The sequence below is a fragment of the Vibrio panuliri genome (assembly GCF_009938205.1).
Classification (GTDB): Bacteria; Pseudomonadota; Gammaproteobacteria; order Enterobacterales; family Vibrionaceae; genus Vibrio; species Vibrio panuliri.
Window position 1 is genome coordinate 861,988 of the sequence record NZ_AP019654.1, and the last position, 14,837, is coordinate 876,824.

At 45.1% G+C, this 14,837-nt stretch carries 17 protein-coding genes; 7 read left to right on the forward strand and 10 right to left on the reverse strand.

Annotated features, from left to right (window positions below; translation table 11 throughout):
• Positions 1-148 precede the first annotated feature (148 nt).
• The 3 genes from GZK95_RS03925 to queF form a co-directional block, all read right to left on the reverse strand.
• Entirely contained in the window at positions 149-1,714 is a 1,566-nt protein-coding gene (locus tag GZK95_RS03925) for a GGDEF domain-containing protein (RefSeq protein WP_075714363.1), read from the reverse strand.
• Between the two features lie 109 nt (positions 1,715-1,823).
• Positions 1,824-4,094 (reverse strand): tetratricopeptide repeat protein, encoded by a 2,271-nt coding sequence (locus tag GZK95_RS03930; RefSeq protein ID WP_075706732.1) that lies wholly within the window; start codon positions 4,092-4,094, stop codon positions 1,824-1,826.
• A gap of 14 nt (positions 4,095-4,108) precedes the next feature.
• Positions 4,109-4,954: an NADPH-dependent 7-cyano-7-deazaguanine reductase QueF gene (queF, locus tag GZK95_RS03935; protein ID WP_075714361.1), complete on the reverse strand. Its 846-nt coding sequence runs from the start codon at positions 4,952-4,954 to the stop codon at positions 4,109-4,111.
• A gap of 86 nt (positions 4,955-5,040) precedes the next feature.
• Here queF and syd point away from each other — a divergent pair, with 86 nt between their 5' ends.
• Positions 5,041-5,586, forward strand: coding sequence for a SecY-interacting protein (syd, locus tag GZK95_RS03940; RefSeq protein WP_075706734.1), 546 nt, complete (start codon positions 5,041-5,043; stop codon positions 5,584-5,586).
• Positions 5,587-5,588: 2 nt separating this feature from the next.
• Positions 5,589-6,365 carry a Zn-ribbon-containing protein gene (locus GZK95_RS03945; protein ID WP_075714359.1) on the forward strand — a complete coding sequence of 259 codons (777 nt, stop codon included), beginning with the start codon at positions 5,589-5,591 and terminating at the stop codon, positions 6,363-6,365.
• Positions 6,366-6,387: 22 nt separating this feature from the next.
• Here GZK95_RS03945 and GZK95_RS03950 read toward each other — a convergent pair whose 3' ends face one another.
• Genes GZK95_RS03950 through GZK95_RS03965 form a run of 4 tightly spaced genes read right to left on the reverse strand, consistent with a single transcriptional unit; the run spans position 6,388 to position 8,751 of the window.
• Positions 6,388-6,570: a DUF2897 family protein gene (locus GZK95_RS03950; RefSeq protein ID WP_075714357.1), complete on the reverse strand. Its 183-nt coding sequence runs from the start codon at positions 6,568-6,570 to the stop codon at positions 6,388-6,390.
• Positions 6,570-7,250 (reverse strand): M15 family metallopeptidase, encoded by a 681-nt coding sequence (locus tag GZK95_RS03955; RefSeq protein ID WP_075706737.1) that lies wholly within the window; start codon positions 7,248-7,250, stop codon positions 6,570-6,572. Before GZK95_RS03955 ends, GZK95_RS03950 begins: the two co-directional genes overlap by 1 nt.
• A gap of 2 nt (positions 7,251-7,252) precedes the next feature.
• Positions 7,253-8,386: a succinyl-diaminopimelate desuccinylase gene (gene dapE / locus GZK95_RS03960; protein WP_075714355.1), complete on the reverse strand. Its 1,134-nt coding sequence runs from the start codon at positions 8,384-8,386 to the stop codon at positions 7,253-7,255.
• A gap of 17 nt (positions 8,387-8,403) precedes the next feature.
• Positions 8,404-8,751: an ArsC family reductase gene (locus GZK95_RS03965; RefSeq protein ID WP_075706739.1), complete on the reverse strand. Its 348-nt coding sequence runs from the start codon at positions 8,749-8,751 to the stop codon at positions 8,404-8,406.
• Positions 8,752-8,949: 198 nt separating this feature from the next.
• Between GZK95_RS03965 and GZK95_RS03970 the strand changes: the two genes are divergently transcribed.
• Positions 8,950-9,237, forward strand: a complete 288-nt coding sequence (locus tag GZK95_RS03970) for a winged helix-turn-helix domain-containing protein (protein ID WP_075706740.1) — start codon at positions 8,950-8,952, stop codon at positions 9,235-9,237.
• Positions 9,238-9,245: 8 nt separating this feature from the next.
• Here the strand turns inward: GZK95_RS03970 and GZK95_RS03975 are convergent, their stop codons facing one another.
• Both GZK95_RS03975 and GZK95_RS03980 read right to left on the reverse strand, forming a co-directional pair.
• Entirely contained in the window at positions 9,246-9,584 is a 339-nt protein-coding gene (locus GZK95_RS03975; RefSeq protein ID WP_139315038.1) for a DUF4156 domain-containing protein, read from the reverse strand.
• On the reverse strand, positions 9,565-9,918 hold the full coding sequence (locus GZK95_RS03980; protein ID WP_075706742.1) for a DUF2956 domain-containing protein: 354 nt from the start codon (positions 9,916-9,918) through the stop codon (positions 9,565-9,567). Before GZK95_RS03980 ends, GZK95_RS03975 begins: the two co-directional genes overlap by 20 nt.
• Before the next feature lie 90 nt (positions 9,919-10,008).
• Between GZK95_RS03980 and GZK95_RS03985 the strand changes: the two genes are divergently transcribed.
• Positions 10,009-10,539 carry a TPR domain-containing protein gene (locus GZK95_RS03985; protein WP_075706743.1) on the forward strand — a complete coding sequence of 177 codons (531 nt, stop codon included), beginning with the start codon at positions 10,009-10,011 and terminating at the stop codon, positions 10,537-10,539.
• 52 nt (positions 10,540-10,591) lie between these two features.
• Here the strand turns inward: GZK95_RS03985 and nrfA are convergent, their stop codons facing one another.
• Positions 10,592-12,019 (reverse strand): ammonia-forming nitrite reductase cytochrome c552 subunit, encoded by a 1,428-nt coding sequence (nrfA, locus tag GZK95_RS03990; protein WP_151148867.1) that lies wholly within the window; start codon positions 12,017-12,019, stop codon positions 10,592-10,594.
• A 571-nt stretch (positions 12,020-12,590) separates the two neighbouring features.
• Here nrfA and nrfB point away from each other — a divergent pair.
• From nrfB to nrfD, 3 genes are read left to right on the forward strand one after another with little or no spacing between them, the layout of a single operon-like run.
• Positions 12,591-13,178, forward strand: a complete 588-nt coding sequence (nrfB, locus tag GZK95_RS03995) for a cytochrome c nitrite reductase pentaheme subunit (protein WP_075714349.1) — start codon at positions 12,591-12,593, stop codon at positions 13,176-13,178.
• Position 13,179: 1 nt separating this feature from the next.
• Entirely contained in the window at positions 13,180-13,869 is a 690-nt protein-coding gene (nrfC, locus tag GZK95_RS04000) for a cytochrome c nitrite reductase Fe-S protein (protein WP_075714347.1), read from the forward strand.
• Entirely contained in the window at positions 13,866-14,837 is a 972-nt protein-coding gene (gene nrfD, locus GZK95_RS04005) for a cytochrome c nitrite reductase subunit NrfD (protein WP_075714345.1), read from the forward strand. The genes nrfC and nrfD overlap by 4 nt, the downstream gene beginning before the upstream one ends.

Genomic DNA, 14,837 nt, shown 5'->3' on the forward strand with positions numbered 1-14,837 from the left:
ATCTAATGCCGAGTGAATAAATGACTAAGCATCTGATATCTATAAAGCTATCATACTATTGGGAAAATAAAAAAGCCGCGGATTAAATAATCTGAGCGGCTTTCTTGTTTGAGGCTTGGTTTTAAGGGTTATCTCGCGCTTAAATGGCTTACTTCCAAATCAGTTGTTCCAGACCAATCCCTTTTGCTTCTCGCAGCATTGCACGCAAGCGTTCTAAAACCTCTTCGGGCGTATCCGAGTCTTTAAAACGCGTGCTGACCGCGGTTGCGGTAATCGTGATGTTTTGATCGCGGAACTTAAACGGAAGGTGTGATACTTGTCTTTGAATGTTCTTCACTAACTCATAACACTCAGGGTCCGCTCTCTCTGGCATCAATACAATAAACTCTTCACCCGTAAAGCGAGCAATGGTGTCTTTATCGCTGAGATCTGCTTTGATATTGCGCGCAATGATTTTCAGCGCTTTGTCTCCAGCGGTATAGCCAAAGCTATCGTTGACTGCCTTGAAGTTATCAATATCAAATTTCACCACACGCAGGCTATGTTGATTACGAATCCAGCGGCGATACTCAACCTCTAAACGCTCATTAAAGGCTGAACGATTTAATACCCGAGTGAGAGGGTCTTGCTGCATTCGTTCTGCTTGCTCATCCAGCCTGCGACGATAATCTTGGGTCGTTTCGTGCAAGGCTTCAAGCTGGCAATGATTAAACTTCATGCGTTCGAGCAGCGTTTTTTCGCGCTCTTCAGCATGCTTTAGGCGTTCATTGAGTGAAGCGATTTGGCTCAAAATTGGTGTTAAAGTGGTTTGCGCTTCTTCAATGGTTTGTGCTTGAGATAGGGCATTTTTGCTGTTGGTGACTAATGAAGTCAGCTCTTTGCCGTGATCGACACGTTGCTCGTAGTAGCTTTCACTCTGGTCAGTAATTTGTGCCGAGCTTTTCAGCGAACCTGACAGGGATTCATTCACTTGAACAAGAAACTGCTGAGAGGTTTTGCGCTCGAAATGCGTCGCTTGAATGACCAACTTTAATACGTGCAGCGTCTCTTCCAGCAGAGTGTGGGTATTCACTCCAAGCAGTAGCTTTGCTCGAACGTCGTTGAGTAAGTCTCCTGACTCGCCAGCAAAATCTAACTCAGAGATTAAGTGCTGAAGCTCAGAGTTAAGTTGCTTGAGTAACTCTTTATCAGCATCGCTGGATAAAATCGCATTAGTTGACTCAGGGTTAGAGATCAGAATCTTGATGGCACGTTGATAAATGGCGAGCAGCTTCATCGCTTGCTCGGTTCGTGGCGTTTCGTTAGCGACGCACAAACTCAGCAAATCACGAAGGTCGCGTTTGATCTTTGACGGTATGCCGGCGACACGAAGAAGCGTTTCACCCGCATGTTTTACTTGCGAATCTAACTGTTGCCTTTGCGAGTCCATAGCCACTGTATGTTGTTTAATTAAACGTTCTAATACCAAAAGCTTAGGTATTAAACTACTAATGTCTTTTTGTTTCTCAATTGCCAATTTAAGCTCTTGCAGCCCAGATTGCAAATGGGGGTTATCACTAATACACGTACTACTTAATGAAGTTACGACGCGTTGTAATACTTGCAGCTCTCGTTTGAATTTGAAAGAGGTATCTCTTTGCGTCAATCGAGCTTGTTCCAATTGAGATTTCAGCTTGTGAAGCTGTGACTGAATATCTTGTTCAAGCGCGCCCATGTAACTAATTTCTTATTGTATAATCGGGTGGTAGCCCTATTAATTAATTTATTGATATTAACAAATTTAAATGTTTCGTCACTGCCTCTTGGGTAGGAACGGTCTGAAATCAGTCATCTTTTAATATTTTTTTGAGGCTCTCCTCATTATTGAAAGATGAGTGTACTTTTATCAGTCCTTGACTTATCGAGTGTTTGCACGCTTTACGTACATTACCCGTTGCCAAACTGGCTGCCGGAGCGTTTTCAATCGCCTTTAGATAAACCCAATGGCTGTTCCCGTCATCCAAACTCAGCGTTCTCGCCGCGCCCGTCGCCATCAAAAGAATATCGAGTAATTCTTTGTCATTTAATGCGGTATAAGCTCGCGGTAAGAAAGGATAGTCAACCATACCCATACGAACGACTCGGTTGAGTTTTCGCTGCGGTTTAAACTCTTCGACCCATTGGTGGATCTTTTCGATCAACACTTCAGGTGAGGTGTTGCGGTCACTGTTTGGTTCGATGTAGAGCAAGTTAGCGTCTGAAAAATGGTAGATTCGAGCGGGGGCAGAAACTTTGGCTCGCAGAAAGTCCCCAAATTGCTTCTCTAGCTTTAACCCTTCAATGTAACCATGTTGCATGTGTAAGTTACGTAGAAATGGCACATCTATCATCACAAAGCGCAATCTATCGTTAAGTGGTTCATGGATCAGTTCACCGACATGCCATTTCTCAAATTGATCGCTGCTGGCCTCTAAGGAGGCTGGTAGTTTGGCATTCAACATACGCAGGTTTCGCAACCCTGATCGTGAGTGCTTAAAGAGGTTTTGATTAAGCTTGTCGATTTCTTCTTTTTGCAGGCGCATCACGTGACCACGGCGCAATAAGAATAAAAACAGCAGTGAAGCGGCAATGAACATCGCAAAAGCGATTTTTTGGAACTTACGATATTCCGTCTGCGAGTGTTCTAACTCTTGTTTTTGCCCGGTTAGGTGAATATTCCGTTCGACAAACTCTTTCTGTTGGCGAAACGCATCTTCACTGATGAGATCCATTTGATGTTGCTCTATCGACACTAGCGCACTGTAATTCTTAAAGTACTGCAGGGCAGTTTTATAGTCGCCTTTCAGCTCATAACCTCGGTTAATCAGTCGATAAGCGTGTTTTTGGGTATTGATACTGTCGGAGTGCTGAGCGATCTCTAATGCTTTCTTACCATTCTCGATCGTTTGGTCGGCAAGGCGTTTTTCTGCCGATAACCCCGCTCGTAGCAGATAAGCATGTGATTGTTGTTTAGGGGCATCGGTATACTTCAATAACTCTTCCGCTCGCTCTAAGTATTGTTCAGCCAGTGGGAAATTCACCAAGTTTAAATAGGTAGCCGATAGCGCAATGCGTATATCGATCTCATTTAAGATATTGTTGTTTACTCGCTCATGATCCATGGCGTTGAAGTACTGGACTAAAGCAAGGTTGTATTTGCCTTGGTAGTAGTAGCTATCGCCCATCAGTTTGAGAATATCAGGTAAAACAGGGGAGTCTTGATAGTTATCGTAGAAATCAGCAGCTTGCGATAGGTGGTTATTGGCTTTATCGAGGACTTTGCGATCATAGAACAGCTTACCCAAGCAGTAATTGGTTTTCCCTAACAGCGCGCGTGAGTCTTCTTCAATGGCTGTCCAGTATGCAACCAAAAACTCAGAAAGCGCTTTGTTGTACTGCTTATGAGCCAGTAAGTGATTACCCACCGTAAGGTGATAATTGATCACGATATATGAAGATTTTACTTGTTCGATGTAAGGCTTCACTTGAGCAAATAACTGATTTGCCAAGTCCAGTTCGCCTTCTTTGGAGGCGATTTCCCCTTTTAGCATCGTGATTTGGTATTTGAGCCCTATGGCTAACTGTTCCGGATTTTTGATACTGGTGTAGGACTCTTCCACTTTATGAAGCTTTTCTCTGGCTAGAATACCATTACCAGAAAAACGCCACTCTAGGCGGATTTGGTGCAGTTGCACATCAAGACCTAAGTAAGGAAGATCATAGATCTCGGTGAGCGTTTTGGCCTCTGCGAGATGCTTCAATGCCGCTTTAGGATTACCAAGGTTAAACTCAGCATCCGCCAATATGCTGAGCGCATCTATGGTGGCACCGGGCGTACGAACCCGATTATCCGCTTCATCGCGAGAAATGGCTGCTGGGCTTTTCTCTGAGTTATCCGACAGTTTACGCTGGGCAAGATAGTCACTGGCGAGTTGACGTGCCTGTTTAGGGACAATCTCGACCAGATTGTTGGCCTCATTGAGAGTTGGCGAGGTATAAACAGGGTTGGCCATCGAGTGGCTTGTTAACATTAGCAGCAATACACAGAGCCAATGCTCCCAGCGCAGTTTTCGCATCCTTAGCTTTTTCCTTATTGGCGAGCCATACGTTGATTATGATTTGGTTGCAGTTGCTCTGTTGAGCGATATGGATTGATATCCAAACCACCGCGGCGAGTGTAACGTGCGTAAACGGTCAACTTCTGTGGTTGGCAATATTTCATTATGTCGGTGAAAATGCGCTCCACACATTGCTCGTGAAACTCATTATGTTCACGGAACGAAACGATATAGCGTAACAGAGCTTCGCGATCGATTTTTTGACCTTGATACTGGATCTCTACACTCCCCCAATCCGGCTGGTTGGTGATCAAACAGTTTGATTTCAGTAGGTGACTATGCAGTGCCTCTTCGACCCATTCTGTGCCAGTGGCGTCAGCGAGTAGTGTGTCATCAAAATCATAACTGTTGATCTCGATATCTTGTTCATCAATACATTCGCCTTGCATAGTGACAATCACACTATCGGTGTAATCGACCACAGAGCGAACCGTAACAGACACGGTTTCACCAGCACAGGCAGACAAGTCACGAACTAAGGTTTGCTCGACTTGTTCCCAACTACTAAAGCGCGTTTGGTTGAAACTGTTTAGATACAGCTTGAAAGATTTCGATTCGATCAGATTTGCGCTGGTGGCAGGAATGCTTACTTCGCCAACGGCCACTTGAGGCAGGCCTTTCTCATTCAACCAAGACAGTTCATATAAGGTCCAAATATCACAACCAAGGAAGGGTAACTCGCTACCTAAATTCAGGTCATCACGATTAAGGCTGCGTGGAACTGGCTGCAGGAGTGTTGGGTCATACTGATTGGCATACTCGGTCTTTTGACCCAGCGTTAAGCCAGCTAACTCTTTGGCGTTGGAATATTTGCTCATACTTTGGTTGGATTTCGATTAGAATATCAGGAATTTTACGCAATCTCGCACTCAGTGTCATTAACGTAACTACTCTGGAGACTCGAATGGCTGATAATGCCTTACAAGCCCTGCACGAATTTAGTGAAAAATACCGCTCCCAGTACCAAAATAAGCATGGTCATCTACCCGTAAGTGAAGAGCTTGCTGATTTAGTGTCACCATGTGTTGAGCGCAAAAGTGCAGAGGGTGTCGAATGGCAGGCTTATTCGCGAGAGCAGTTTGCCGATTTTAGCAATGTTGAAAATGGCATTGAGCTGGTTTTGCATCAAGATATCAAGACTTTCTATGGTGCGCAGTATAGTGCCGATATGGATGCGACATGGAACGGCAATGAGTTGTCGTTACTCCAAGTGTGGAACGATGATGACTTTACGCGATTGCAAGAGAACATTCTTGGGCATTTGGTTACTCAACGCCGTTTGAAACTAAAACCGACCGTATTTATTGCCGCTACAGATGCAGAGCTGGATGTGATTTCGATATGTAACCTGTCAGGCAATGTGGTTCTTGAGCGTCTTGGCACCGACAAGCGCGACGTTCTTGCTGAGAGCCTTGCTGAATTTCTTCGTCAACTTGAGCCCGTGGTATAAGCATGTACGTTGTTGAACTGCAATTTGAATGCTTTGATAACACGACGGTTTCCGCGGTAGACAAAGCGATTAATGGTTTAATGGATGCACTGCGTTACAACGGTCAGGTGCTGGGGCGCGAGTTTCCAATCGTGATGGGCGAAGGGGAGTTTTACGTTCGCGCTGTGTGCCCTGAAAAAGAGAGTTTACATCCTAAACATCATTCTGATTTCGTTAAGGTGTGTCTCAATCGGTTGGCTGAAGCGTGTTTACTCGCGCCAAAAGTTCGTTTGCTTGGGCGAGATTTAAACTCTGAGCAAGCGGCAGAGGAAGAAACGCCGAGTTGGCAAGTGTTGTACACCACATATGTCCACACTTGTTCACCGCTTCGCAGTGGTGAAACTTTACTGCCGATCCCGCTCTACCGTAATCCACCTACTTTAAACGGTGATCACAAAGCAGTGGTCAAATGGCAAACGGAATGGCAAGCATGTGATGAACTGCAAATGGCTGGCGGTTGTCGAGCAGAACACGCGGCGCTGCACGAGATTTGCGATGTTGATAGCGTATTGTTCCGACGTGGTTGGGATTTGCGTGGTCGCATTGAGTATCTGACTAAAATCCCAACTTACTACTATCAGTATCGGGTTGGCGGACAAAGCCTCGCTCACGAGCAAGAGCGAAAATGCCCGAAATGTGGCGGTGAGTGGCTGCTCGACGAGCCACTGCATGACGTGTTCTATTTTAAATGCGATCAGTGCCGTATCGTTTCAAACATCTCATGGGATCACATCAAGTAGTGAATGATTAGCAGCCTCATTGTTACTTGGATGAGGTTGTTTCTTCCGAGTCTTCTGGCTTCTCAGGCTTTGTTTCTGGATACAGGCCTTTTTTCTTCATTTGTGTCATCTTTATATTGGCGGTGTATTTCAGTGCAGCAATGTTGCCAATAATAACCGCCAGTACAATTGCAATGATCACCCAAGGGTTGGTCAGTAAGTCCATCATTCATCTCCACTGATATTGGTGATAAATTGATTGTAGATGTTTTCGAGCTGTTCTAGAACCACTTGATTACCCAAAATAGGCGAAAGGCGAAGTCGAAATTGCAACTGCTCCAATGTTAGTTGAGATAAACAGGCTTGCGCGGTGGTTTTATGGCTGATGTGCCAAGGCTCGGGGGCAACACCACCTAAGTCTTTTGCATAGGGAAAGAAAAAACCATACTGGTTGAGATTAGCGGTAAGCCATTGATAAAACTTTGCTTGGTGCCCAGTGAGGTATTCCCATGGCTCCAGTTGGAGTGAAACCCCTTCAGGCAATGAGTTACGGTCAAAGACGTCAAAGTCACTGCCCCAATGGTGCCTACTTGCGCCAGGCAAGGCTGACCAGCGTAAAATGGCAGTGATCTTTTCAGCGCAAGACATCAAAGCTGTGTCGAGAGGTTGGCTGTGTTTATCTAAAATGGCACTCACCCCTGACATCTTGTTGTTCCAAATCAGCTTTTGTCGTTCAAAATCACGAAAGCCACTGGCGATGTTGAGGTTAAAGCCAGCCTGAGCCGCGGCATTTTTAAGTGACAGCAAATCTTGTTCTACCGCTGGATGGACAAGAAAGACTTTCTGACCAAACAGTAACTTAACTAAATGGTCACTGCTGATACCGCTCAGTTGCTCAGGTGTCATTTTCACGCGAGTACGTTCTCCAAAATGTTTTGATACATGTCAGTCAGTTTTTCAAGGTCAGCAATGCTTACACACTCATTAACTTTATGAATGGTGGCATTCACAGGACCTAGCTCGACGACTTGCCCGCCCATCTGCGCGATAAAGCGGCCATCTGAAGTACCGCCAGTGGTGAGTAACTCCGGCGCTTTATGGTTGACGGCCGACACGCCTTTAACCACAGCATCAAGTAGACAGCCAGCATCGGTTAAGAAGGGTTGCCCACTTAAGGTCCATTTTAAATCGTAGTCCAAGCCGTGCGCATCAAGCGTTGAATGAACGCGGCGCTTAATTTCAGCATCAGTCAGTTCGGTACTAAAACGGAAGTTAAACTGGACGTCAAACTCACCGGGAATAACATTTGAAGCGCCAGTTCCAGCCGCAACGTTGGGAATTTGAAAGCTGGTGGGTGGGAAATAGTCGTTGCCATCATCCCATTTGGTGCTGGCAAGTTCGGCTAACGCTGGTAATGCCTGATGGACTGGGTTGTTGGCTAAGTGAGGGTAAGCAACATGTCCTTGAATGCCTTTGACCCGCAAGTCACCAGTAATCGAACCGCGACGGCCATTTTTCACCACATCACCGACGGCATGTGTACTTGATGGTTCACCCACAATACACATATCAATGATTTCATTTCGCGCCATTAAGGTATCGACAACTCGGGTCGTACCATTGATAAACGGGCCTTCCTCATCGGAAGTAATGAGGAAGGCGAGCGAGCCTTGGTGATCTGGGTGATCGGCAATAAAGCGTTCGACGGCAACAATCATACAGGCTAGAGAGCCTTTCATATCGGCTGCACCGCGACCGTGGAGATAACCGTCAATAACGGTTGGCTCAAAGGGTGGGGTGTGCCATTGCTCAAGAGAACCCGCAGGCACAACGTCAGTGTGGCCGGCAAAGGCAAACAGCGGGGCTTGATTACCGCGTCTTGCCCATAAGTTCGTCGTGTCTTCGAACACCATAACTTCGATTTCAAAACCGAGAGCTTGAAGGCGATCAATCATCACTTGTTGGCAGCCTGCGTCTTCCGGTGTGACCGATTGACGGCTAATAAAATCTTTTGCCAGAGCCAAAACAGGGCTGTCTGTCATCCTTGAAATCCTTTTCGTTACGCAAAAATGGCGGCGTATTGGTCCGCTTTAAATCCAATATGGTACTGATTATCAGCCAATAAGATAGGGCGCTTAATCATCGCTGGGTGTTCAACCAGCAATTCTATCGCGGTCTGTTCATTTAGGCTTTCTTTTTGCTCTTGGCTCAGTTGGCGGAAAGTCGTTCCGCGTTTATTGAGCACATTTTCCCAGCCGAGAGCTTGGCAGAAAGTCGAAACCATCTGAGCATCCACTCCTTGTTTGCGGTAATCGTGAAACTCAAAGCTAACGTTTTCAGTTTCCAGCCATTTTTTGGCTTTTTTGATCGTATCGCAGTTCGGGATGCCGTACATAGTGATTGTCATGTTGAACCTTTTGAAGTGACATTTTTGTTATTTTTTAATCCTATCAGGAACTTCGCAGGGAAACAAAAATGTGACGCATATATTTTGATGAGTAAAAAATACCCGAAATTCGCCTAATGACGACGAGTTATTGATCAAACGCAAGTTATTAATTGCATAAACGGAAATAATGTTGCTTGAAGTTTATAGGAGGTATCAATGGAACTGAGTCCTGTGTTTGCACGGCGTTTATACTTAGCTCTTTTAGTTGAAAGCTTAGAGCGCCCAAATGTTCCTAAATTAATTGAGCAGACGGGTTGGCCTCGTCGTACTATCCAAGATGTGATTAAAGCGCTTCCTGGTATCGGTATTGAGCTTGCTTTTGTGCAAGATGGTAGACGCCATAATGATGGCTACTACCAGCTTTCTGATTGGGGGCCTTTTGATAGCCAGTGGGTTAGTGAGCGCGAGTCAGATATTGCTGCGAGTTTGGGCTTCAAAGCTTAACTGTGTCTTCATCCACATTTATACGCATTCCCCACCACAGTAAATGAGGTGGTAAAATCCTGTGGAGCTACCATATATACAGTTGTCGCGCCAAGTTTCTTGGCGCGATTTTTTATATCATTAACCGCGCCCTGAACAATCGCATCATTATTGAAGAACAGGTATGAGTACCAATGTCCTTCTGAGCCGGTTACTTCGCCCAACCATTCACATTCATCCGCGTTAAAACCATTGTCTAAGCGAATATGTACCACTTCAGCACCTTGATTTAACTGAGTATAGGGCGTAGAGCACCCTGCTAAAGTAAGCAGCAGTAGCGAGGCAATGCTACGCAGTTTGAGTGACATAAACATAAAATCCTATCCAGCTAACAACTAACAACATCCATGGCAGTATAGCGGCTCTATCACGCTCTGGGGTGTCATTGGTCGATGATTGTTCTACTTGGTGAGTAGGTTGGGACTCGTTCTGTGCCTGTTTGGCTTTAAGATTTTTCTTCTTCGCTTTATCGGCTTGGCGAGCTTTCTCTTTTTGCTGTTTCTTATATAGGGCGATGCCTTTTTCGATGCCTTGAGCAACTAACTTGGTTTGCTCTTTGGTTTGACCAGGCTTTTGTGTTGCCTTCGCTATTTTCATCGCTTCTTCTTGGCTTTGCTGTGAGGGTACAACTTTGTTTTTCATTATTGGTAACGACTGATGGATCAAAGATACTCTTATCCTATCACGGTATAATTCGTTGAGGGGAAAACAATTAAGTCAGGGACTGAGTTTGTGAAAAAAGTAATAATTGCTAGTGCCTTACTCGCCGTGCCTGTGTGGTTTGTGCTTCGAGGAGAGCCGCCTGTTCCTGAGGTGTTGGACAATGATATTTTTTCCCATCAACAGCAAATGTTGGCGTTGCAGAATCAACTCAAAGCGGACCCCAATCAAGCTGAGTTATGGTTTCAACTTGGGCATGGTTATTTGAATCAACAAGAGTTTCAATCGGCGCTGACGTGCTTTGACTATGCAGTGAGATTGAACCCAACTCCCACCGCAAACCAGTTGTCAGCCAAAGCGACGGCGCTGTATTACTTAAATAAGCAACATATGACGGATGAAGTGACCACGCTACTGGATGCGGCTTTAGCGCAAGACGCGAATAATTTGACGGCGCTTACCTTAATCGCAAGTGATCATTACATCAGTTTGCGTTATGCGCAGGCGGTCGAAGTGTGGACGCAACTGCTTGAATCATCAAATCCTGAGTTGGATCGTGAATCGGTTATCCATGCTTTAAATCAAGCTAAACAGATGCTGTAGCGAGCGCTATCCTTAAGAAAAACCGGTGCAAGCACCGGTTTTTTCTGTGTTGTTAATATTGGGCTTCTCGCGCTTTGGCCTGTTCTTCCCATTGTGGTACGACGGTTTCGAGGAAGTGTTTCTTCTCTGCGTTCATCGCATCCATATCCATACCAAGAGCTTGTTGCGCTTTTTCTTTGGTTGAAATGTCGGGCAGTTCTACCGGATCAGTAATGCCTTTCTTCGCCAACAAGCGAACCAGTTTAGTGCGCGCATCGGCGGCTCTATCTACCGCGGTGCCTAGAACTTCTAAAGCCACTTCTGGTGCATGCATATGAACCCCGTGAGATGCAATTGCATAGTCCCAACGCCATTGAGCATGACGAATATCTTGTAGAATATCGGCCATTTCAGCTTCTGTCGCTCCCGCATCCCAAGCCGCACCGGCTTCAAAATGAGCGGCAACGATTTGCTTCTCAGCGGTCAGTTTCATGTTGTGCACTTGGGCTTTGCGTGTATTCACTATTTCTAGCATCTGATCTTTGCTTTGGGTGTGACAGTTGGCACAAGTGTCTTCGAAGCGGTCAAAGGGATTACCCACTTTGTGGTCGGTATATACTGTGCCATCTTCTTTGGTCACTTTTGGCATGTGGCAGTCTACGCAGACGACTTTATTCTTACCATGTATACCGTCACGCCATGTTTCGTAGCCGGGGTGCTGAGCTTTTAACATTGGCGCTTTTGACACTTTATGGGTCCAATCTTTAAAGCCTAATGCATCGTAGTATTTTTCCATATCTTCGACGGTTGTTCCCATGTCCCACGGGAATTTGACGGCTTTGGTTGGTCCAGTGAAGTAATACTCAACGTGGCATTGACCACAAACCGAGGCTTGTTGATCGAGGCGAGTTTGTTGGTCGAAAGGTTTATTAATCGTAGCAAAAGCGCGTTCTACATAAGGCTTGGCAAGGGCGAGGGCCGGTTCGCCATTTTTAAACGCTTCGCTGCGCGTATCGTGACAGTCGGCACACCCAATCGGATTTGCAATTTGATTACCACCGCGAGCCCATTTACCCGTAAAGTAGCCATCTTCGCCTTGTTCATCAATCACGCGACCAACATCCGGGCTTTTACAGCTCCAGCATGCCATTGGCATTGGGCCGGAGTTCTCATCTGTCGGGCCTCCAGTACGCAATGTTTGGCGCACATCATCTAAAGCGTAAAAGTGTCCACGTGCTTTATTGTAGTCCTTGGCAAAACCATAACCCGCCCACAGAATGACCATGTTCGGGTCATCAGCAAGTGCATCATCAATTGCTTCACTTTCTGATGTTGCTTTCCAAGAGTGGTATTGATCGGGGTGCTGCTGCTCGTAAGCCTCATTGCGAGGGTCGATCAGTTGTTTGTTTTCAGGCGCAGCAATACTGGTGGCGCTAATTATCGAGCTTGCCACTATCACTATTGTTGCAGCGGAGTTTTTTATCCAATGCAATTTATTCACAGTGCTATCTCCATATTCTGTTGTTATTTAGCAGCGTTGTGTTCTGGCTATATTCCAAACTAAGAATTGGAGTTGCTAATAGTGTAATCAACTGGCATGAAATGAATATTTCCCATCTAGATTTGATTGTTTAAGATCAATTTATATAAGTGATCTAAGTCATAAATAGATTTTTATACCTCGAAAGGGGTAGGTTTTTGGTGGTTGTTAATAATAAGAGTTATTCTCAATTAATTATTAAGGAATTAGGAAACTATGTGCTCGATTTAATTTAATATTGTTCGGCTTTACGCAGTTAAATTGGTCTGCCCAATAGAAATAGCTTGGACTCCAGTATCTTGCTGCGACTTAAGTATTTATCAGGGTGATAATGATCTTATTTTCGAGTCATTTCAGTTTTGCTCTTTTCATAATCAAGTAAACTAATAAATAAGCGTTGTGGCTTATCCAAAATAAGAATTGATTTCATTTGGCGCATAAAAATTGCGTTGAAGGATTTTAATTTTTACCCATTTTAACTTTGCTCTTAAGTCGTGAGTAAAAGAAAGAATGGTGACGAGGAAAGGATAATATGGCCAATATAAAGTTGACCATAGTCATGATGCTAAAGTTATTTCTTACATTATGCCTCTATGGTTATTCTCTTCATGCCGTTGCCGAGTCATCAACAATTGAGGCAACACCTCAGTCGATGCGACATGAAGTCACGCTATTTCGTGACAAAGACTACAAATGTATTCAATGTCACAAAGACTCCAAGCAAACCTTATTAGGTTCCCATGGTGAACAAGCGCATCTTGAGCTAGGTCGCGAGGTCAATTGTGTCGATTGCCACAATAATATTGGCCCAGACCATCGAGAAGGTGCGCCGCAAGTCAATAAGTTCTTCAGTGCACAATCGCAGCAGGGCAGTGAAAAAACAACACTAGAACCTGACGCCATTTTGAAAGCCAACAGTCAATGTATGGACTGCCATCAAGCGAGCAAATTGAGAGAATACAGCTGGACGCACGATGTTCATGCGAAAAATCTTACCTGTTCTAATTGCCATGATGTGCATGCCAGTCAAGCAAAAGTATTGGGGCTAGAGCGCAAAGAACGCATTAAGCTTTGTGTTGACTGCCACTCCGATATCACCGAGTTGAAGGAGGAGAAGTAGCATGAAATGTAGCAGACGTAATTTTATTGTCGGTAGCGGTGCCGTCATTTTTACTACCGGTGGCGCCGGTCTATCACTGCTTCACAGCAGAAAGTTGGATGCGAGCGAACCTCAAACTGCAAAGCGATTGGGTATGGTGCACGACGAAACGGCGTGTATTGGTTGTACTGCATGCACGGATGCTTGCCGAGAGGTGAACAAGGTGCCTGAAGGTGTGTCTCGTCTTGAGATTTTGCGCAGTGAACCTCAAGGACAATTTCCTGATGTAAGCTATCGCTTTACGCGCCGCTCTTGCCAACACTGTGAAAATCCTCCCTGCGTCTACGTGTGCCCAACGGGCGCGGCTTACAAAGATGAGCAGACCGGCATCATCGATGTGCACAAGGAAAAGTGTGTTGGGTGCGGTTATTGCTTAGCCGCCTGTCCTTACCAAGTGCGTTTCTTTAATCCCGAAGATCATTCAGCCGATAAGTGTAATTTCTGTCGAGATACCAACTTAGCGCAAGGTAAGCTGCCTGCATGTGTTGAGTCATGTCCAACCAACGCATTGATATTTGGTGACTTAAATGACAAGACCAGTGAGATCAGTCAAGTAATCAGCAATAAAGTGGTGTATCGCGATAAGGCGCATCTCGGCACTCAACCAAAATTGTACAAGGTACCTCATCAGAAAGGGGAGGTTTCATCATGAGCGGATTCGACAGTGCTTTTCATTTTGACTCCCTAGTATGGGATTGGATTATTGCGGTGTATCTATTTCTTGCAGGGATGTCTGCAGGTGCCGTGATGATTGCTTTGTATTTGAAACGCAGAGTAATTGAAGGTGATCCGGCGAATAATGGCATTATGAAGGCGATGGCGTGGTTGGCACCTTTTGGCATTATATCAGGGTTAACTATTTTAATATTTCACCTAACCAAACCGTTATCTTTCTGGAAAATAATGATTTTTTACAATCCAACCTCGGTTATGTCGATGGGGGTGATTTTATTCCAAGTTTATATGGTGGTTTTGTTTATTTGGATCGGGGTGATATTTCGTGCACCAATAATGAATACGCTCGATGGTAAGTTACCGGATGGGCTATTGAATTGGGCTGATAACCTGCTGGTTAAGTTAAAGAATGGCAGCAATGGCTTGGAATTATTTCTTGGCTTTCTTGCGATTATTCTAGCGGCTTATACGGGATTTCTGCTGTCTGCATTAAAAACATACCCAATGCTCAATAATCCGGTATTACCGATTCTTTTTCTTTTCTCTAGTATTTCGTCGGGTGTCGCGGCTTGCTTAATGTTCGGGGTGCTCTTGTTCAAAGAGCCGGCGAGCAGTCCTAGCGTTTCGTGGGTACACTATATTGAGCGTCCGGTGGTGATGTTTGAACTGTTTGTTTTGGTCACATTCTTTACTGGGCTTATTTTTAGTGGAGGACAGAACGAAGTTGCTGCTTGGAATGCGATTGGCGGAGGTTTTTGGTCCAATTGGTTTTGGTTTGGTGTTGTGCTGTTGGGCATGGTACTACCATTGGTGTTAAACAGTGTGACTTCAAAGCAAACACGTCATCGTGGCGGCTATATATTTGTTGTTACTTCACTAAGCCTCGTTGGGGTCTTAATGCTGCGTACCTTTATTCTGTATGCGGGTCAGATGACGGTGGTTTAG